This window comes from Amphritea sp. GJ51-11, from assembly GCF_055808735.1.
In genome coordinates this window covers 3,812,053-3,831,484 of the sequence record NZ_CM147881.1, presented here as the reverse complement: position 1 = coordinate 3,831,484, position 19,432 = coordinate 3,812,053, and the positions used below count along the sequence as shown (strand labels likewise).

Below are 19,432 nucleotides of genomic sequence, written 5' to 3'. Positions count from 1 at the left end.
ATACATGTTCAAGGGCACATACTCACTGGCGTAGGTAGTGACTTTGCCTCTCAGCAAAACTTTGTATCTACATCGTACATGTGTACACAGTGTTGATGTACTGTCTTTTTTTCATTGTGTTTTATAGCTTCGCACATCATCGTAATTACAAAAAAACCGCCCTGGGATTAGGGCGGTAAAGAATAGCGGTGAGGCCGCTATGGGTTGGCAAATATAAATTATATATTGGGTTAGATCAGGCCTAGTAGTCGGGGGATAAACAAGGATAGTTCTGGTACAAAGGTAGTGATTAGCATCACCGGGATACCGGCAAATGCAATAAACGCCAGCGCTGGAACAACAGCCTTGTGAATCGAGACATCACCTATCCGACAGGCCATATAGAGTATCGGTGCAACCGGTGGGCTGTTGGCTCCGATTACGACTGAACAGGCAACAATAGAACCGTAATGGATTGGGTCAATGCCGCTGCTAACCATTAGTGGTAGAAACAGAGGAGCAATAACTACCGTTACTGAGACATCATCAAGGATAGCGCCAGCAATGATCAGGAATATATTGATCACAATCAGTATCTGTATGGGGTCTGTGATTAGATTACTGATGGATTTCGTTAGCTCCTGAGGGATTTTCTCAGCAGAGAGTATTCGACCGATCATAAACGAGAACAGCAAAATCATCATGATTGAGCCAGTGGTTTCTGAAGCATCAACAATGCTTCGGCCAAAGGATCGCATCGTAAGATCTTTGTAGATGAAAAAGCCAATAAATATTGCTGCGCAAGCAGCAACTGCAGCAGCTTCAGTTGGTGTAAAGATACCACCGTAGATACCCCCTAATATAATCACGGGTAATGAAAGGGCAGGGGCCGCTTTTAACGAGGCTTTGGATTTAGAGTTGTTAGCTGCAATGGCTTTTCTAGTTTCATCGTTAATCTCTTTAAACCAAGTGTTAGAGAAAAATCTGTTCAGCAGGATTAGAAAACCAATAAGTAGTAATGCAGGCCCGATTGATGCTGCGAACAAAGCGGCCACCGATTGTCGGGTAACTACGGCAAACAGAATCATAATTATCGAAGGTGGGATCAATATACCCAATAGAGATGAGATACCCAGCAGTGCAGAAGAGTATCCTCGAGGATAACCCTTTTGCTCTAAGGGAGGGATCATGATCTTGCCAATGGAGGCAACGGCTGCCGTTGAAGTGCCAGCAATCGCGCCAAAGATACCTGAGGCAAGGATCATTGAAGTACCCATTCCACCCCGCTTATGGCCCATTAGCGTTTCGATAAATTCAACGAGTCGCCGGGCAATACCACCACTTTGCATCAGGTAACCGGTTAGGACAAACAGCGGCAATGCGATCAAAACGACGGAATTAATAGAACGAAAACCTTGCATCATTAAGGTGTTCAGCCCGGTATCGTAGCTGAAAGTCAGAAAAGCCAGAACGCCGGCAAATGACCAAGCTATTGGTATTCCAATGCCCATGAATACGAGTAATAAAACGAGTCCCAGTAGTGCTTCCATAATATTAACCTAACGATCTAATAGTTTTTATATTTATCAAGATGTTTCTGATGGAATAAATAAAAGTACCAACAGCACAAACCATGATTGATGCTTGGGGAACCAGTAAAGAAATGGATAAGCCAGGTGTTACTTGTGGTCTTTTTAATCCCCAGGCCAGCATCTTGTATGACCAAAAAATAAAGAAAGCACAGATGATCGTTGTTATTGAATAAACAATAACTTGATGAATAACTCTTGCTTTATCTGATTTGAGACTTAAAGATAGTAGATCAACAACTAAGTGTTCATCTCGCTTACTGGCAATAAGGGAGCCGGTCATATATAACCAGATACCAAATATCATAATAACTTCTAGAACACCGACGACAGACCAGCCAAAAACATAACGACTCAGAATAAGAAAAATCATGAGTACGACGATACTTAAGCTGGAAATGATTACGATGCTGCTAAGGAGTTTATCTATGAAACTATGTTTTGTGGAATTGTTGCTCTGCATAGTTATTCTCTCAAAGATAAGGAAGCTCTGAAAAACAGAGCTGCCAAGGGAGGAGTATTAAACCTGTCACAGTTTTTCAGCGTTTTCCGTAACGATATCCATGATTTCAGCACCTAACTCTTCACGCATTACAGGCCATACCTTTTCACGGGCTAGTGTCGCGTGGGCTTTAAGTTCTTCATCATTCAGCTCTATGTACTTCATGCCGGATTTAACCGCTTCAGCGACATAGAAATTATCTACTTTCTTAGCTTCTTTAAACTGCTTAGCAACCATCTCATTAGATGCGCGACGGATTGCCGCTTGCTGAGTTTCAGTAAGGTCAGCGAAGGTCTCATCGTTCATGAGGAACATAGCAGTCATAAACATGTGCTTGGTGCGAACGTAGTAATCTAGGGTGTCGCGGAAGTATTCGTAGTCCCAGTAGATTACGTTGCCAGCATCACCATCAACAACGCCTGTCTGAAGTGCTGTATAGACTTCACCCCAGTCGATAGAAGCAGTCTGGTATCCCAGAGCCTGCATAGTTTGAGGGAATGGGAACGCAGGAATAGTACGTACTTTAATATCTTTAGCGGCTGCGCTGTCGGTGGCGTAATGCTTGCTGGTTGCTACGCCATTGAAGCCCTCTGGCCATGGGCCCATGAATTTCAGACCGATATCTTTATAAACGCTATTCAGGGTAGCACTCAACCAACCTGTATCTGAGTAAGCTTTTAAAGCTTCGTCCCAGCTGGTAACCATATATGGCGTGTAGATGACTCCAATACGTTTATCATAAGAGGTCATAGGCCAGGTTAACATGCCATCGATTTCACCGCTGACGAGTAGGTCAAATACTTCTTGCTGACCGCCTAATTCATTTTGGTAATATTCAATTGTTTCAATTTCGCCATCGGAATATTTTTCAATTAACTCACTCCACTCATAAAGGGCCTGTCCTGCTGGAGCATCTTTAGGTGAGGTGCCGATCGCGAGTTTAAGAGTCTCCGCTTGTGCCAGCTGGCTACAGGAAAAGGCGAAAACAGTTGATAGAGTGAGGTATTTTAAAATGGATAACTTATTATTAAACATAAAAACTTCATCCTGTTTTTGTTTTATATGGATCAAATATTTTTATAATCAGACGGTATATTCATCTGAGTTAAATATTTTTAGTATTAAGTGATCACTAGCAATGATTGTGATAACTAAATTCTGCTTAAATTCTATGTTTAGTTTGGATGAGGCGATATGAGGTTTATGTCTGATTCTTGTATGTTTAAGACAAGTGGTATTTTGGGGTTAACCTAGTCTTAAGTATGTGTAGTCAAAAGGATCTTCAATGTCTAAATGTGTCAATTCTGCCTAAATCTACACTTTATTGTCTGATTGTTTCTATCTTTGAGTGTCTGTTCTTCTCTATATTCGATATCTGAGATGAAAGCGTATATCTGTTTTCCAATTAGATATTCGCGGATTGAATCATTTGTAAGGATGTCTAGTTGTCGTTGCAGGTCAAACGTGAAGCAAGTTAAAGACTGAATGAGGAAGGGTATGTACAGAGGTTACTGGTACGCGCAGGCGTTGGATTATGATAATGCAGTTGCGCCTGAGCTGCGATCGGATATCAAAGCGGATGTTTGCATTATTGGCGGAGGTTATTTGGGCCTTTGGACCAGTATCCGTCTGAAACGTGAAAATCCTGATCTTAAAGTCGTTATTGTTGAACGCGACCTTTGTGGTTCCGGGGCTAGTGGTCGGAATGGTGGTATTGCGACTAACTGGTGGGCTAAGTTTTTATCACTGGTTGATCTGTGCGGACGTGATGAAGCTTTTCGAATCTGTTCTGCTGCAGAGTCGGCTATTGATGAAATTGGTGAGTTCTGTGAAGCGAACAATATCGATGCTCAATACCGTAAAGAAGGGTGGATCTGGTCTGCCAGTTCTGAGAAACAGAAAGGCTCTTGGGATGTGTTGGTTAAAGAACTGACCGAGTATCAAGTTAATCCTTTTGAAACATTAGACCCACAGGATGTAGCGCGACGTACAGGTACTCCACGGAATTTGGCCGGTATCTTTGACCCGAATGCTGCAACGGTCCAGCCTGCGATGTTGGCGCGGGGCCTACGCCGTCATGCTTTAGAAATGGGTGTTGAGGTTTATGAAAATACGCCAATGAAAACACTAGAACGTTCCAAAACTCCCGTTGTTAAAGTTGAAAAGGGGAGAGTGACAGCCCAGAAAGTTGTCATTGCCATGAACGCTTGGGGTGCAATCTTCCCTGAACTGCGTCGTAACATTGCCCTAGTTTCCAGCGACATGATCGCCACTGCAAAAGCACCTGAGCGTTTGAAAGAGGCCGGTTTTGTTGGTGGGGAGTGTATGACAGATTCTCGTATTGTACTGAACTACTATCGAAATACGCCAGATGGCCGAGTGGTGTTCGGAAAGCCTTTGGGGGAATTTGGTTTTGGTGGCCGAGTGGGCAATATGTATGAAAAACCATCACCCGCTGTGGGCCCAGTTACTGATTCATTTAATGAGCTTTACCCTCATTTATCTGATATCCCAATTGTTAGTAGTTGGACAGGCCCGATCGATCGAACCATGAAAGGTTTGCCGACATTTGGTCACCTTAATGGCCATGAAAATATTGTCTATGGCATTGGCTTTTCCGGTAACGGTGTGGGTACAACGGTGTTTGCTAGTCGAATTGTCGCTTCTCTTGTACTAGAAAAAGATGATGAATGGGCCTGTTGTGGTCTGGTTAATACGCGTATCAAACGTTTCCCTATTGAGCCATTCCGTTATGTCGGTGGCCGGATGGTGCGCGATGCGTTGGTGCGTAAAGAGGCTATTGAAGACACCGGCGGGGATGCTGGATTTATTACGCGTCAGCTTGCAGCGCTAGCGCCAGCAGGTTATGTACCGACGAAGAAGAAGTAACTCGTCCTTATAATAAATAGAAGAAAAACGATGCAAAAAATTACATTTCTAGATAAAGAGGCGGTAGCAGATACGGTTAGCCTCAAGAGTCCATCCTTTGAGCATTATTGGGATGAGTACTCGTATACAGAACCCGAACAATTGGTTGAGCGGATGCAGGGGTCGACTGTTGCTATCACTTGTGGAGCACCGCTTAGAGCAACTGAATTAGCTCAGTTACCGGACCTTAAGTTGATCTCTGTAGCGATGACAGGCACTGATCATGTCGATCTTGAGTACTGCAAAGCGAATGGAATAGCTGTCTGTAATGTCCCTGCGTACTCGCCACAAACGGTGGCTGAGCATGCGCTGGGTTTATTGCTAGCGCTACGCCGTCAGATCGGTTCATACAATGATTTATTAAAAACGGATCAGTGGTATGGCGATGATTGGCAAACCAATGTGTTTTTGAATTATCCCATTAGAGATCTGCAAGGCAGCCGTTTGGGTATTGTGGGTGCTGGTGAAATTGGTCGAGCCATGGGCCAAATTGTTTCAGGCCTGGGTATGGAGGTTGTTTATTACAATCCAGGATTAACGAATACCGATATTAATCTTGTTTCCTTTGATGAATTGCTAGAGACGTCCGATGCAATCTCATTGCACTGTCCGTTAATTGACTCTACCCGCGATATGTTCCGTAAAGATGAACTGATAAGGATGAAGCCAGGGGCCGTTATTATTAATGCTGCTCGGGGTGGGTTGATCAATGAGAAGGATATTGTCGAAGTCGTAAAGTCAGGCTTGATTGCGGGCATTGCGCTGGATGTGACTGAAAATGAGCCCTTGACTGCAGATGAGCCTCTATTAGAGCTACTCGGGCATCCTAGCTTCCTTATGACACCTCATGTCGCTTGGAGTAGTCAGCAGGCGATGCAGGGTTTGATGGATCGAGCGATCGATAATATCAATAACTTTTTTGATAAGACTCCAACCAACCTGGTTTAGGTTTTAGTTCAGGATTAATGATGAAAACAAGCTTCATAAATGGTGCTTTTCAGGGCCAAAACGACAATGTCCTACGTAATATCAATCCATCCGACACCAATGATCTGATTGATGAATTTGCTCGAGTAGGCCGTGAAGAAACTGATCTAGCAATAAGTGCAGCAAAGGCAGCGGCGGTTGATTGGGGAGAGTCAAATCCACAAAAGCGTTTTGATGTGTTGGATTTTATTGGCTCAGAAATCTTATCTCGAAAACAAGAGTTAGGTGAGTTGCTCTCTCGTGAAGAGGGTAAAACGCTGGTTGAAGGCACCGGTGAAGTTACTCGGGCTGGATATCTATTTAAATTTTTTGCCGGAGAAGCGTTACGCATTCCTGGACAGCGCCTCGATTCTGTTAGAGCAGGGGCAACGGTCGATATTACTCGTGAAGCAGTAGGCGTTATTGGCATTATTACGCCTTGGAACTTCCCTGTCGCAATCCCAGCATGGAAGATCGCGCCAGCCCTGTGTTACGGCAACTCAGTAGTATTTAAACCGGCTGAATTAGTACCGTCATCTGCTTGGGCGTTAGCGGAGATTATTTCCCGTTCAGGGCTGCCCGATGGTGTATTTAATATGCTGATCGGTCCAGGTTCCGCTGTAGGCGATGCGATCATTAAAAACAGATCCGTGGATGCGGTAAGTTTTACCGGGTCAGCAGGAACTGGGGCCAGCATTGCGCAACAGTGTGCCACTCGTATGGCAAAGGTTCAGCTTGAAATGGGAGGAAAGAATCCTCTCATCGTGCTGGATGATGCCAACCTTGAATTGGCTGTTGATATCGCTGTTCAGGGAAGCTTCTATTCTACAGGTCAACGTTGTACTGCCAGTTCTAGAGTTATTGTGACTGATGGTATCTATCAGGACTTTGCACAACTCTTTGCCGAGCGTACCCGAGCTTTACGTGTAGGGCATGCGCTAGACCCACAGACACAAATCGGCCCAGTCGTTGATAGTAAACAGTTGGAGCAAGATCTGAGCTATATCCGCTTAGGGCAAGAGGAAGGCGCAAGCTTGATAGCTGGTGGAGGCTTAGTTAATGCGAAAACGCCGGGGTACTTCCTGCAACCTGCTCTGTTCAGTGATGTAGATAACAGTATGCGAATCTGTCAGGAAGAGGTGTTTGGTCCTGTTGTTACCCTGTCTAGGGTTACCGATTATGAGGCCGCACTGGCCCAAGCCGAAGATACGCAGTTTGGTCTGTCGGCGGGCATAGTGACGAGTTCGCTGAAGCATGCTGAACACTATAAACGACATGCCTCTGCGGGCATGGTAATGGTGAATATGCCAACTGCGGGTGTCGATTATCACGTGCCTTTCGGTGGTACTAAAGCATCCAGCTTCGGCCCTCGTGAACAAGGTAGTTATGCTGTCGATTTCTATACCAAAGTGAAAACCGCTTACCAGCTGCCAATGTAAGTATTTTTTAAGTGTGTTGGGTCATCCAATCCAACACACGGAGTGTCGATGATGAATCAAGTACAAGTAATTAATTTTAAAACCACCACTGAACAGCCACAGGTCTCTGTAGTCGCGAGTGAACGTCGAGTTGAAGGCGCGCCTGAGCAGGTGTTATGGAATAAGTTTATTGATAGCAGCGAAAGCTTGTTATCCGGGACATGGTCTTCGGACGTAGGTACATGGAAAGTAGATTACAACGATCGCAATGAGTTCTGCTACCTGCTGGAAGGAACCATGGCGCTTATTCGTGAAGATGGTATTCGCACTGAGCTGACAGCAGGAGATGCCTTTGTTATACCGGCGGGTTTTGTTGGTTGTTGGCAAGTGACTGCACCAATGAAAAAACACTATGTCATTCATAAAGTCCAAGCATAAAGTTTGCTGAAGTGGTTGAGATAAGTATGAAGCAGCAAATTATAAATTTACCTTCAGACGATAAAAGCTGCGGCTGGTTAAGATCCTTGCCAGTGCGTAGCATTCAGAGCTTAGATCGGGATGAACAGGCAGATTGGGTTATTGTAGGTGCAGGTTTTACTGGGCTAGGAATTGCCAGACAGTTGGCTGAACATCGTCCTCAGGATCGAATTATTCTTATCGATGCACAGCAAGTGGCAGAGGGCGCTTCAGGTCGTAACTCGGGTTTTCTGATAGATCTTCCTCATAATCTTGGGGCTTCTGATTATATAGGTGACTTGAAAACTGCTCGTAATGAGATGGCTTTGAATGAGGCTGGTATTAGCTACCTTAAACGCTTAGTTAACGAGCACAGTATTGAATGCCATTGGCGTGAGTGTGGCAAGATTCAAGGTGCGGCTAATGCACGTGGCGTAAAAGTATTAGAAGCCTACCGGCAGGGTTTAGATAGACTAGGTGCAGAGTATTCTCTGATGGATGCGAGTGCGATGAAACGCAAACTGGGGACTGAATACTATCTTAAAGGAATGTATACACCTGGCTCTGTGCTGGTTCAGCCGGCTGCTCTGGCACGGGGGTTGGCTGATTCTTTACCTGAGAATGTGACTTTGTATGAGCAGTCTCCGGTTAATACCATTGAGTACGGGGATAAGATCAAGTTGCAGAGCAAGGCAGCGACAATCACAGCATCAAACCTGATTCTTGCAAATAACGCATTTGCTAAAGAGTTTGGGTTTATGAAAGGGCGATTGTTGCCGGTCTTTACCTATTCCAGTATGAGCCGAAAGCTTAATGAAAAAGAGCAGTCTCTGTTTGGAGGAGACCCCTATTGGGGAGTGATACCTGCAGATCCCTTTGGATCAACAGTACGTCGTACAGCGGATCAGCGAGTCTTGATTCGTAACTCGTTTACTTTTAATCCAACGGGAAAGAGTAGCCAGAGCACACGGGATAAAGTCAAAGTTCATCATCAGATGAGTTTTGATAAGCGTTTTCCGTTTCTGCAAGGGGCGGAACTTGAGCATACCTGGGGTGGGGTGATGTGTCTTAGCAGAAATCATGCGCCATTTTTTGGCAAACTACGGGATAATGTTTTTGGCTCATTTTGCCATAATGGTCTGGGAGTGACTAAGGGAACGATCACCGGTAAGCTGCTGGCAGATCTGATCTGTGATCAACCCTCTGGTTTGTTGAGTTACATCAGTTCTCTGGCAGACCCTGCGGTAAATCCACCAGAGCCTTTGCTCTCTGTTGGTGTTAATGCCACACTGAAATTTAAGCAATGGTGTGCCGGTTCGGAGCGGTAGCTTTGAACGGGCAAGGCATGTTTTTATATCTTCGGAGTAATATTTAGTGGCGTTTCATCATCCAGGAGTATTTGATACTGGAGTTATAGATCCAACGTTAGAGCCTGATTTGACAGTAGGTTTTCTGCTTATTCCCGACTTCACGATGATGCCGGTTGCAGGCTTTGTTGAATCACTTCGTTTTGCAGCAGATCACTCTTTTCGTAGTAACCAGCTGTTTTGTCGTTGGTCATGGATGTCTGAAAATAAGCAGCCGGTCTTGGCGAGCTGTGGAATGGAAATTACACCACAGCTCGGTTTGGTGGATCCTACTCAGTTTGACTATATTGCGGTAGCGGCAGGATTGTTGGAAACAGCAACCCATCCGTCAGAAGCGATTAAAGCTTACCTGCGCCTTGCTGTAGAAAAGGGGGTGCCTCTTATTGGGCTTTGCTCTGGTACTGTCGTTTTGGCAGAGGCGGGTGTATTGGATCAGCACCACTGCGCTGTACATTTTACAATTTGGGAATACTTTAAGAAGCGCTATCCGAGTGTTATGGCTGTAGTGGATTCAGGCCATATTTCTGACCAGAATATAACCACTTGTCCAGGCGGCACTGCTATCGATTTGGCGGCAGATATTATCAGCCGTCATTGTGGACAGTCTCGGGCGAAGAAGGGGTTAGATTACCTGTTAGTTTCTCCTAATGAAGGTGATGCTGTAGAGCAGGAATCGGTGCCCTTAGGTGATGTCTACTATGAAAATCAGCTTATTGAGAAATCAATTTTACTGATGCAGCAAAATCTGAGTACGCCATATCCTATTCGTAATTTGGCGGAGCAGATTGATACTACTGAACGTCAATTGAACCGTCTATTTAAGGTGTTTATGCACTCATCTCCGGCAGCTTATTGGCGAAAACTTCGTTTAGAACATAGTCGTAATTTACTGCTCAATACCTCGAAGCCAATTACTAGCATAGCCTACGAGACAGGTTTTTCAGACGCGTCGCACTTTTCTCAATGGTATAAAAAAGTTTACGGTGAGCCTCCAGCAAAGTTCCGCCGTCGGCGGGTGAGTGCTGATTTGTAATTGGGTTGTTCGTTGCTTTGATTTTATCGGCTGCATTGTAAAAGCGGCTTTCTTGTGCAAAGAGCGCTAGAGCCGCTTTGACTATCTTTGCAACGTTAAAGGCTTTCGTTGGAACCATAAGCGGATTTATCGCATCTACTGTGAGCTGGCTTTGAATCTGAGAATGCGGCCCCGCAGACGCCTTAAAAGTCACAAGTCTGAACTATTAAAGTAACCGTTGCGTTCAAACCAAGTATGGTCAATCGACTTCATGCATGATCAATTGTCTGACGGCAGGATAAAAACCATATTGGAGTAAACGCAAGAACGGGCCTGACGTATAGCCTAAGTACGACAGCCGCCAACGTACACGACATCACAGAAACAGAAAATCTGCTTCATGGCGAGGAGACCTTTATCTCGGCGGATTCAGGTTATCGGGGCGCACAAAAGCGAGAACTGAAAGACATCGAAGCGGATTGGCTAATTGCGCTATTTATAAAAAGAAAGGGCCTAGCAAGGTGCGTTTTATCAAGAAACACCCGAGAATAAGCAATCCATCCGAACGGAATATCTCCGAGCCAGTATCCGAGCGAAAGTAGAGCACCCGTTACGGATCATTCAGGGTTTTTCACAAGCGAGCATTGCTCGTCAGATAGGCGTCAACGGGTTACTGCGATCGGCGGAATTAAAGAAGTTGATCCGGTCCACTGCCTGATACCGATGTGTGCCTTGCGGAGTATTTTTTTTGTTTAATTTTAATTTCTTCGCTTATCTTTTGTAAGGTCAGTTCTTCTCCAATTTGCTGAGTGAGCCTATGGCTATTGCGTTGTTTTACTTTTTCAACGGCCTTTTTGTCTGGTTTCATGTAACTACGTGAAGACTGCGCGCTACGAGGGTTTCCATAGACTTTTACGCTGCTTATAGATTGATGGCCCATGATGGCGGCAATTTCTTCTGGGGGGATATCACTGGCTTTTAAATCTGCCCCAAGCTGATGTCGCCATGAATATAGAGACGGGCGTACTTTACGTTTCGGCCATAATCTTTGAGTCAGCGTGTCTAACCGTCTTTGCACATAGCGGATGGGGTCTGTGTAAGGCGCGTTTATGAGCATCTCATGGCATTCTTTGAGACTGTTAAAAATCGAGCTGTCTTTTATCTCAAGGATGCGATCAAGCCCTCTTGTACCATCCTCGGTTTTTTTAGCGGAAGAGATAGCTATATAGCAGCTCCCTACGAACTGGAGGTTTCTGAGCTCCGCTGGGCGACAACCTAGGAGGCTAACGAGCTCGACTCCGGCAAAAACCGTTCTTTCTTTTTTATCTACTAAATAATCGAGAAGTTGCTTTTGATCGGCGGTATTAACGGTTTTTTGCCGCTTCTGCTTCGGTTTGATTTGACTGCGTTTTTTGCGATCGGCGGTGATGGGGTTAACGGTTGCTCTAATCTTATCGGCTGCTTTGTAAAAGCCGCTTTCTTCTGCAACGAGCGCTAGAGCGGTACGCAGGCGACGCCAATAATCAGGACGATAGTCTGCTGCACATTGTTGTAGCGCATCGATTACGGTTTTTGCAGTCGGTTTTTCGATTCCATTTATATTGTAAAAGTGATTTGCTCGCTTTCTGTATTCATTTTTCGTTTTTTCATTCATCGTGACACTCCTTGTCATTAAGCTTTTGGCAACAATCCTTGTCGTTGTACACTAGTATAGTGCTTAATTATCAATGCCTTGGATTTTTTTAATAAATTTATTTCGTTATAGCATCTGTTGCTTGAGGAGCATTGCTGGTGCATCAAATAACGTGGGTGGGGAACTGTTTTACTAAAGAGGTCGTAGTTGCTAATCAACAATACGCGACAGCTCAATTAAAATAGCTGGTCAATGTTGACGTTCAATGCTTGTGCTAATGTCAGTGCTTCATAGTCACTGACCTTGCGAACTTTAGACTCTATTTTTGCCAGCGTCCCTCTGCTGATATCCCAACCGCATATATTGCATTTCGCAGCTAGCTCGTCTTGGGTCAAATGTTGATGTTCTCTTAATTTTCGAACGTTAGGGCCAATAATATTCAATTTCATTGCTCCGATAGCGGAGCTTGATTGTCGCAATAAATGTTGCTTTAATTGCTCCGATATCGGAGCAGTTTTGGAGAAGGGTATTGAGCGCTAAGCAATTAAAGTTGATCGAGAGAATTAATGAATTGACTCTGTTAAGGGCATTTGGTCCTAACGACCGATGTTTGACGGTGAACGAACTCAATCGGCGTCGTATTACACCGGTTGAAGCGTATTTCTATGACCTTATTGATCACGCCACAGAAAAAGGGCTGGTTCACTATAAAGATGACATGTATGAAAAGCACAACTACAGAGATGGCGAATGTACGGTTACGCTTGTGCGTAGCGTTGACTCTGCGCATATAGAGGCGCTGTCTGACAGTATAAAAAAGGCAAAATTTCCAAGTAATGCCTGGATATGTCCTGAATTGCGCGATCTATATGAGCGTATCGTTTATGCGGAACTAATTCATGTTATGAAAGAGGTTTGCAGGCTCGATGGCAACCGCTTTTATTTTATGACCCACTCTTCTAGGCGACTCTCGAGACCTGAACCATTCGCATTGCATGAAGTGACAGGGTTTATTCAGATGGCGAATAAGTTACTCACTAGGCAGCAATATTATCAATTGTGTACGCTGTTTAAGCTCACCGATGACTTGATGATGTTGGGATACAAATATGATTTCAGCTTGCCAGCAATGACAGAGATTACAAAATCGGACTATATTCAAAACCAAATATTTTTGGATGAATACATGTTCAAGGGCTCATGGTCACTGGCACAGGTGTTGCCTTTGCCGCTCTGAAAAATTAAATCGTACGCCTAATGTAATCGTTTTTTGTTGTCTTCAATGATCTCGTTGCTTTCAACCGCTTGTTGCACTCAACCAGCAGCTCTGTGAGCTGCGCCCTTCCTTTCAATAGCGATTCCGAGTGTCAAGCTCTACTCAAAAATCACAAACAGCGTGATTTTTTGCGTTCCAGCTTGACCCTCTACAGCGCTATTTACATCCAGGGCCGGGGGTTCTCACCCCTCTTCGCTCCTCCGTCGCTACGGGGGTTCTCACCCCTCTTCGCTCCTCCGTCGCTACGGGGGTTCCGTCGTCGGTACCCGCCGAACACCCCCATACTTGCCAAGGCAAGTATGGGTAGAGCGGTTGGGTGCAAGTATGCCTGTTGATGGCAAAATTTTGTCGTTGTTGATGCCAATGACAGTAGCTTGCCGACTGTTGGCTGGCAAGCTACCCGCGCTAATTTTTAACGCGTAAACGTCTGCCGTATTATGGTTATCAGCTTGAGTGAACTCAGTCAGCAGGGGGCTGATTGATTCCACTCAAGCTGATTAACCGTTGTGCCAGTCCCTTGGTTAACAATAGTGGTCGCGCTATTTGCTGTCGAGTAATTTAGATTGGCATCAACCAGTGTTATATTCATCTATCGACTAGGGTAGTGTTGTGAGCAAACAGGACGTTGGGCATGGATAAAAAGCAACTTAGCGAAACGGATATCATCAGTAAGTTTATCTTACCGGCAGTCAAAGCGGCAGGCTGGGACGATATGAGTCAGATTCGCCAAGAGGTGAAGCTGCGTGATGGTAAGGTCGTTGTGCGTGGTCAGGCAGCGGCACGTAAGAAAGTTAAGTCAGCCGATATTGTGCTCTATCACAAGCAGGGTTTGCCATTGGCGGTGATTGAAGCCAAAGCGAATAAACATGAGATTGGCAAGGGGATGCAGCAAGGCTTGGATTATGCGGGCCTGCTGGAAGTGCCTTTTGTGTTTGCTAGCAATGGTGATGGTTTTATCTTCCACGATAAAACCAATCCCGAGTCTCTAGAAACCGAGATCAGCCTAGACGATTTTCCAACCCCCGCTCAACTCTGGCAAAAATTCTGTGCATGGCGCGGCTTCACTGAAGCTCAGTTACCGATTATTACCCAAGATTACCATGATGACGGCAGTGGCAAGTCGCCCCGTTATTACCAGTTGCAAGCCGTCAATAAAACGCTAGAAGCGATATCCCTCGGTCAAAACCGTGTGTTGTTGGTGATGGCCACGGGCACTGGTAAAACCTATACCGCATTCCAGATTATCTGGCGTTTGTGGAAGGCACGCTATAAAAAACGCATTTTGTTTTTGGCCGACCGAAACATTTTGGTCGATCAGACCCGCATCAATGATTTTCAGCCTTTTGGTCAGGCGATGACCAAAATTACCGGTCGCACAGTTGATCCGGCCTATGAAATTCACCTTGCCTTGTATCAAGCACTCACCGGCCCAGAAGAATCACAGAAAGCCTATAAGCAGGTTGATCCCGATTTCTTTGATTTGATCATCATCGACGAGTGCCATCGTGGTAGTGCAGCGGATGACAGTGCATGGCGTGAGATTCTGGAATACTTTAGCAGCGCCACTCAAGTGGGTTTGACGGCTACGCCTAAAGAGACCGAAGAGGTGTCTAACACCGATTATTTCGGTGAGCCGGTGTATACCTATTCCCTTAAACAGGGCATCGAAGATGGCTTTCTGGCGCCTTACAAGGTGGTGCGGGTGGATATCGATATCGATCTGCAAGGTTGGCGGCCAACCAAAGGGCAGGTGGATAAAAAGGGCGAAATACTCGAAGACCGAATCTACAATCAGAAAGATTTTGATCGCACGTTAGTGATTGATGAGCGCACCGAGTTGGTGGCGCAAACCATCACCAGTTATCTACAACGCACCGATCCGATGGCTAAAACCATCGTCTTCTGTAATGACATCGACCATGCCGACCGAATGCGCCGTGCATTAGTGAATTTGAACCCCGAGCAAGTCGCCAAAAATGAAAAGTATGTGATGAAGATCACCGGTGATGATGAGATCGGTAAAGCGCAGTTGGATAACTTCATCAACCCTAAAAAACCCTATCCTGTGATCGCCACCACCTCAGAATTGATGAGCACCGGTGTGGACGCCAAGACCTGTAAATTGGTGGTGTTGGACCAAACGATCCAGTCGATGACCAAGTTCAAGCAGATTATCGGGCGCGGCACCCGTATTGATGATCGTTATAACAAGCTGTGGTTTACCATCCTCGACTTTAAAAAGGCTACCGAGCTATTTGCCGATGAACGATTCGATGGCATTCCCGAGCGGGTCATGACTGCCGAGCCAGAAGATATTATCGAGGGCAGCCCTGAGCTGGATGACATCATTAACGGGACTGATACGGAACATACCGATAGCACCGTCGATGAGGACGAAGGCCTAGTGAGTGAACCACCAAGCGTTTACGACTCATCTCTTGAGGGCAATAACGATGGTAATGGCGAATGGGATGATGACGAACCTAAAATCACCAAATACTACGTCAATGGCGTCAAGGTAAAAGCCATTGCCGAACGGGTGCAGTATTACGACACCGATGGGAAATTAGTCACCGAGTCATTTAAAGATTACACCCGTAAAACAATGGCCAAGCATTTTACCTCGCTGGATGAGTTTACCAAACGCTGGAATGACGCCGAACGTAAGCAGGTGATCATCGATGAGTTAGAAGGCGAGGGGATTCTCTGGGATGTACTGGCACAAGAGGTCGGCAAAGACCTCGATCCATTCGACCTGATTTGCCATGTGGTTTATGATCAGCCGCCGCTCACCCGTCAAGAGCGGGCCGATAACGTTAAAAAACGCAACTACTTCACCAAGTACAGCGATACCGCTCAGACCGTGCTCAGCACCTTATTGGAGAAGTACGCGGACGAAGGCGTGCAGGAGATCGAAAACATCCATGTGCTCAAGGTGAAGCCCTTTGATCAGCTCGGGCGGCCTATCGAGATCCTCAAAAAGGGTTTTGGTAACAAACAAACCTACCTCGAAGCGGTGAGTGAATTAGAGGCTGAGATCTATAGCCCCGAACCGCGTACCGCCTAACAATCTATTTTACATCCCACGTGGCAGCCATCAGGCGACGTGGGTTATTGCTACTTAAACGTGGCTATTTAAAAGAAAGCTTTCTAAGAGAGAATTATGTCGATCAGTTCTGTTATTAAATCTATCCAAGATATTATGCGTAAAGATGCCGGCGTTGATGGCGATGCCCAGCGTTTAGGCCAGCTTTCATGGATGCTGTTTCTCAAGGTGTTTGATGCTCAGGAAGAGGAGCTAGAGATGGAGCTGGATAACTACCGTTTTCCTATTCCCGAGAAATATCTGTGGCGTAATTGGGCCGCTGACGATCAAGGTATCACCGGCGATGAACTGCTCGATTTCGTCAACGATGATTTGTTCGGTGATCTGAAAAACCTAGCCGCGCCGGTGGATCTAAACCCACGAGGCTTTGTGGTGAAAGAGGCGTTTAGCGATGCCTTTAACTACATGAAAAACGGCACCTTGCTACGCCAAGTGATCAATAAGCTCAACGAGATCGACTTTACCGATTCCAGCGAACGTCATCTATTCGGTGATATCTACGAACAAATTCTGCGTGATCTACAAAGCGCCGGTAACGCCGGTGAGTTTTATACGCCACGGGCTGTCACCCGCTTTATGGTCAACCGCATCGATCCTAAACTGGGTGAGAGCATTATGGACCCGGCCTGCGGTACTGGTGGATTTTTGGCCTGTGCCTTCGATCATGTCAAAGCGAATTACGTCAAAACCGCTGCCGATCATCAAACCCTGCAACAGCAGATTCACGGGGTCGAGAAAAAACAGCTGCCGCACCTGCTTTGCACCACCAATATGCTGCTGCATGGCATCGAAGTGCCGGTACAAGTACGCCATGGCAACACCCTGAACAAACCGCTTTCCAGTTGGGATGAAGAGATCGATGTCATCGTCACCAACCCGCCCTTTGGTGGCACGGAAGAGGACGGTATCGAGAAGAACTTTCCCGCTGAACTACAAACCCGTGAAACCGCCGATCTGTTTTTGCAGTTGATTATCGAAGTGCTAGCAGGCACGGCGAATGGCAAGGGCGGACGTGCAGCCGTGGTGCTGCCCGACGGCACGCTATTTGGCGAAGGCGTAAAAACCAAGATCAAAAAACTACTCACCGAAGAGTGCAATCTGCACACCATTGTGCGCCTGCCGAACGGTGTGTTTAACCCCTATACCGGCATCAAGACCAATATTCTGTTCTTTACCAAAGGCGAGCCGACAAAAGATATCTGGTTCTATGAACATCCCTACCCAGAAGGCGTAAAGAACTACAACAAAACCAAGCCGATGCGCTTTGAAGAGTTTCAGGCCGAGATCGACTGGTGGGGTGATGAAGCTGATGGCTTTGTCGCACGGGTCGAAAACGAACAGGCGTGGAAGGTGAGTATCGACGAGGTGATCGCCCGCAACTTTAACCTCGATATTAAAAACCCCCACGTCGGTGAACAGATTATTCACGACCCCGATCAACTGCTGACTGACTTCGCCACACAGCAACAAGAGATCGGCGAATTGCGCAATCAGCTTAAAGCGATTCTGGGTGATGCCCTCGGTAAGGGTGAGTGAGCATGGATATGATTACCGACAATATTGATATCTGGACCTCGGCCATTAAAACCCGATCATCCGCGGGGCGGGGCAGCAGTAAAAAACTCGATCTGTATGGCATCAAGAAACTGCGTGAATTGATTCTGGAATTGGCGGTGCGCGGCAAGCTGGTGCCGCAAGACTCCAACGATGAACTTGCGGCTATTCTATTGAGAGGTATTAATAGTGAGCGGGAGAGACTTGTACAGGAAGAAGGGCTTAGGACGAAAGCTAAGCTTGAGATTACAGATAAAGACAAATATATAGAGGTGCCTGAGACGTGGGAGTATATCCGTCTTGGAAATTTAGCTAAGTTTATTGACTATAGAGGTAAGACGCCAACTAAAATATCTGAGGGGGTGCGTCTGATTACTGCTAAAAACGTTAGGTTTGGGCACATATCTCTTCAGCCTGAAGAGTTTATTTCGGAGGATGAATTTACTGCTTGGATGACTCGAGGATTTCCCCGAAAGGGGGATTTATTGTTCACTCCAGAAGCCCCCTTAGGGAATGTTGCTATTATTGATCTCACTGAGAAGTTTGCTTTGGCACAACGAGCCATATGCTTTCAGTTGCATGAGTCTGCATGCACTGTATTCCTAAAGATATTCCTCATGTCTCGTTCATTTCAAAAGCAGCTTCTTTTGAATGCGACAGGAATGACAGCAATGGGCATAAAAGCATCTAAGCTCAAAGAAATTCCAATTCCGCTACCACCTCTAGCCGAGCAGAACCGCATCGTCGCCAAAGTCGATGAGCTGATGGCGCTATGCGATCAACTGGAACAGCAAACAGAAGTCAGTATCGATGCCCACGCCACACTGGTCGAAACCCTGCTCACAACCCTGACCAACAGCGCCGATGCTGCCGAGCTGGAACAGAACTGGACTCGCCTTGCCGACCACTTCGATACCCTATTCACCACCGAACAGAGCATCGACCAGCTGAAACAAACTGTCCTGCAATTGGCCGTGATGGGCAAACTTTGTAAGTGGGGATCTAGCGCTAAAAAGGTGCAATTAAAAGAATGTTTATCCTTCGGGCCAAGGAATGGACTCTCACCTAAAGAATCACCGGTTGCAACCGATATTAAAGTACTTAAACTTGGCGCTACAACATATGGTTATTTAGATTTAGAACAGACAAAATTTGTTGATATTGATTTGGGAAAAAATTCTCATCTATGGCTGAAAGCTGGTGATATCCTAATACAACGGGGTAACTCTGCTAATTATGTTGGCTCTAACTTACTTATACCTTCAGATATCGTTGGGGTTATATATCCAGATTTAATGATGAAGATTTGCGTTAATGAATCTGTAAGGCCCGAATATATTTCTATGTGGTTGTTGTCACCAGAATCTAGGGCTTTTATGTGGAGCCGTATGACTGGCACATCAGGAACAATGCCGAAAATTAGTAAGAAAGTAGTAGAAGGTGTACCGGTAGTAGTTCCTTCAATAGAGGAACAGTGTGAGATTGTCGCCAAAGTCGATCAACTTATGACTCTCTGTGACCAGCTTAAAATCCGTCTGCAACAAGCCCAGCAAGCCCAACTTAACTTGGCCGATGCGCTGGTGGAACAAGCCGTTGGATAAACCGCTCAAGCTGGGGATTGTCGCGCAGGGTGCTTGGTGAGCCTG

The 19,432-nt window shown here is 45.8% G+C and carries 15 protein-coding genes and 2 pseudogenes; 12 read left to right on the top strand and 5 right to left on the bottom strand.

The genetic code is table 11. The annotated features are described in order from the left end of the window. Positions 1 to 230: 230 nt before the first annotated feature. The 3 genes from AC0L4K_RS17255 to dctP all read right to left on the bottom strand — a co-directional run bounded on the left by AC0L4K_RS17255 (position 231) and on the right by dctP (position 3,105). The gene (locus AC0L4K_RS17255) at positions 231 to 1,529 is read right to left on the bottom strand and encodes a TRAP transporter large permease (RefSeq protein WP_473267347.1); all 1,299 of its coding nucleotides are present in this window, start codon (positions 1,527 to 1,529) and stop codon (positions 231 to 233) included. A 4-nt stretch (positions 1,530 to 1,533) separates the two neighbouring features. After that, complete coding sequence (locus tag AC0L4K_RS17250; protein ID WP_473267346.1) at positions 1,534 to 1,941, bottom strand: TRAP transporter small permease; 408 nt, start codon at positions 1,939 to 1,941, stop codon at positions 1,534 to 1,536. A gap of 156 nt (positions 1,942 to 2,097) precedes the next feature. Continuing rightward, on the bottom strand, positions 2,098 to 3,105 hold the full coding sequence (dctP, locus tag AC0L4K_RS17245) for a TRAP transporter substrate-binding protein DctP (protein ID WP_417228578.1): 1,008 nt from the start codon (positions 3,103 to 3,105) through the stop codon (positions 2,098 to 2,100). A gap of 462 nt (positions 3,106 to 3,567) precedes the next feature. On the opposite strand from dctP, the gene AC0L4K_RS17240 reads away from it, so the two are divergent. The 8 genes and pseudogenes from AC0L4K_RS17240 to AC0L4K_RS17205 form a co-directional block, all read left to right on the top strand. Continuing rightward, entirely contained in the window at positions 3,568 to 4,959 is a 1,392-nt protein-coding gene (locus AC0L4K_RS17240; RefSeq protein ID WP_473267345.1) for an NAD(P)/FAD-dependent oxidoreductase, read from the top strand. 30 nt (positions 4,960 to 4,989) lie between these two features. Then, positions 4,990 to 5,946: an NAD(P)-dependent oxidoreductase gene (locus AC0L4K_RS17235; protein ID WP_473267344.1), complete on the top strand. Its 957-nt coding sequence runs from the start codon at positions 4,990 to 4,992 to the stop codon at positions 5,944 to 5,946. Between the two features lie 20 nt (positions 5,947 to 5,966). Continuing rightward, positions 5,967 to 7,403: an aldehyde dehydrogenase family protein gene (locus AC0L4K_RS17230; protein WP_473267343.1), complete on the top strand. Its 1,437-nt coding sequence runs from the start codon at positions 5,967 to 5,969 to the stop codon at positions 7,401 to 7,403. A gap of 48 nt (positions 7,404 to 7,451) precedes the next feature. Then, positions 7,452 to 7,820, top strand: coding sequence for a cupin domain-containing protein (locus AC0L4K_RS17225; protein WP_473267342.1), 369 nt, complete (start codon positions 7,452 to 7,454; stop codon positions 7,818 to 7,820). A 26-nt stretch (positions 7,821 to 7,846) separates the two neighbouring features. Further along, entirely contained in the window at positions 7,847 to 9,166 is a 1,320-nt protein-coding gene (locus tag AC0L4K_RS17220; RefSeq protein ID WP_417228568.1) for an NAD(P)/FAD-dependent oxidoreductase, read from the top strand. Between the two features lie 46 nt (positions 9,167 to 9,212). Next, positions 9,213 to 10,238 (top strand): GlxA family transcriptional regulator, encoded by a 1,026-nt coding sequence (locus AC0L4K_RS17215; RefSeq protein WP_417228566.1) that lies wholly within the window; start codon positions 9,213 to 9,215, stop codon positions 10,236 to 10,238. Positions 10,239 to 10,314: 76 nt separating this feature from the next. Further along, positions 10,315 to 10,515: pseudogene (locus AC0L4K_RS17210) on the top strand (IS3 family transposase); the annotation flags it as partial. A gap of 2 nt (positions 10,516 to 10,517) precedes the next feature. Continuing rightward, positions 10,518 to 10,857 (top strand): annotated as a pseudogene (locus AC0L4K_RS17205) (transposase); the annotation flags it as partial. A gap of 48 nt (positions 10,858 to 10,905) precedes the next feature. Here the strand turns inward: AC0L4K_RS17205 and AC0L4K_RS17200 are convergent. Beyond that, a complete protein-coding gene (locus AC0L4K_RS17200; protein ID WP_473267341.1) occupies positions 10,906 to 11,871 on the bottom strand; it encodes a hypothetical protein in 966 nt (321 codons plus the stop codon). A gap of 215 nt (positions 11,872 to 12,086) precedes the next feature. Continuing rightward, a complete protein-coding gene (locus tag AC0L4K_RS17195; RefSeq protein ID WP_473267340.1) occupies positions 12,087 to 12,299 on the bottom strand; it encodes a helix-turn-helix domain-containing protein in 213 nt (70 codons plus the stop codon). Positions 12,300 to 12,379: 80 nt separating this feature from the next. Here AC0L4K_RS17195 and AC0L4K_RS17190 point away from each other — a divergent pair, with 80 nt between their 5' ends. The 4 genes from AC0L4K_RS17190 (at position 12,380) to AC0L4K_RS17175 (ending at position 19,387) form a co-directional block, all read left to right on the top strand. After that, complete coding sequence (locus tag AC0L4K_RS17190; protein WP_473267339.1) at positions 12,380 to 13,087, top strand: hypothetical protein; 708 nt, start codon at positions 12,380 to 12,382, stop codon at positions 13,085 to 13,087. Positions 13,088 to 13,757: 670 nt separating this feature from the next. Then, positions 13,758 to 16,193, top strand: coding sequence for an EcoAI/FtnUII family type I restriction enzme subunit R (gene hsdR / locus AC0L4K_RS17185; protein WP_473267338.1), 2,436 nt, complete (start codon positions 13,758 to 13,760; stop codon positions 16,191 to 16,193). Positions 16,194 to 16,289: 96 nt separating this feature from the next. After that, entirely contained in the window at positions 16,290 to 17,768 is a 1,479-nt protein-coding gene (locus AC0L4K_RS17180) for a type I restriction-modification system subunit M (protein ID WP_473267337.1), read from the top strand. A gap of 2 nt (positions 17,769 to 17,770) precedes the next feature. Continuing rightward, the gene (locus AC0L4K_RS17175) at positions 17,771 to 19,387 is read left to right on the top strand and encodes a restriction endonuclease subunit S (protein WP_473267336.1); all 1,617 of its coding nucleotides are present in this window, start codon (positions 17,771 to 17,773) and stop codon (positions 19,385 to 19,387) included. The last annotated feature ends 45 nt before the right edge of the window (positions 19,388 to 19,432 follow it).

Coding starts and splice junctions, on each gene's coding strand:
- AC0L4K_RS17255 (WP_473267347.1), bottom strand. CDS start 1,529: ATGGAAGCACTACTGGGACTCGTTTTATTACTCGTATTCATGGGCATT.
- AC0L4K_RS17250 (WP_473267346.1), bottom strand. CDS start 1,941: ATGATTTTTCTTATTCTGAGTCGTTATGTTTTTGGCTGGTCTGTCGTC.
- dctP (WP_417228578.1), bottom strand. CDS start 3,105: ATGTTTAATAATAAGTTATCCATTTTAAAATACCTCACTCTATCAACT.
- AC0L4K_RS17240 (WP_473267345.1), top strand. CDS start 3,568: ATGTACAGAGGTTACTGGTACGCGCAGGCGTTGGATTATGATAATGCA.
- AC0L4K_RS17235 (WP_473267344.1), top strand. CDS start 4,990: ATGCAAAAAATTACATTTCTAGATAAAGAGGCGGTAGCAGATACGGTT.
- AC0L4K_RS17230 (WP_473267343.1), top strand. CDS start 5,967: ATGAAAACAAGCTTCATAAATGGTGCTTTTCAGGGCCAAAACGACAAT.
- AC0L4K_RS17225 (WP_473267342.1), top strand. CDS start 7,452: ATGATGAATCAAGTACAAGTAATTAATTTTAAAACCACCACTGAACAG.
- AC0L4K_RS17220 (WP_417228568.1), top strand. CDS start 7,847: ATGAAGCAGCAAATTATAAATTTACCTTCAGACGATAAAAGCTGCGGC.
- AC0L4K_RS17200 (WP_473267341.1), bottom strand. CDS start 11,871: ATGAATGAAAAAACGAAAAATGAATACAGAAAGCGAGCAAATCACTTT.
- AC0L4K_RS17195 (WP_473267340.1), bottom strand. CDS start 12,299: ATGAAATTGAATATTATTGGCCCTAACGTTCGAAAATTAAGAGAACAT.
- hsdR (WP_473267338.1), top strand. CDS start 13,758: ATGGATAAAAAGCAACTTAGCGAAACGGATATCATCAGTAAGTTTATC.
- AC0L4K_RS17180 (WP_473267337.1), top strand. CDS start 16,290: ATGTCGATCAGTTCTGTTATTAAATCTATCCAAGATATTATGCGTAAA.
- AC0L4K_RS17175 (WP_473267336.1), top strand. CDS start 17,771: ATGGATATGATTACCGACAATATTGATATCTGGACCTCGGCCATTAAA.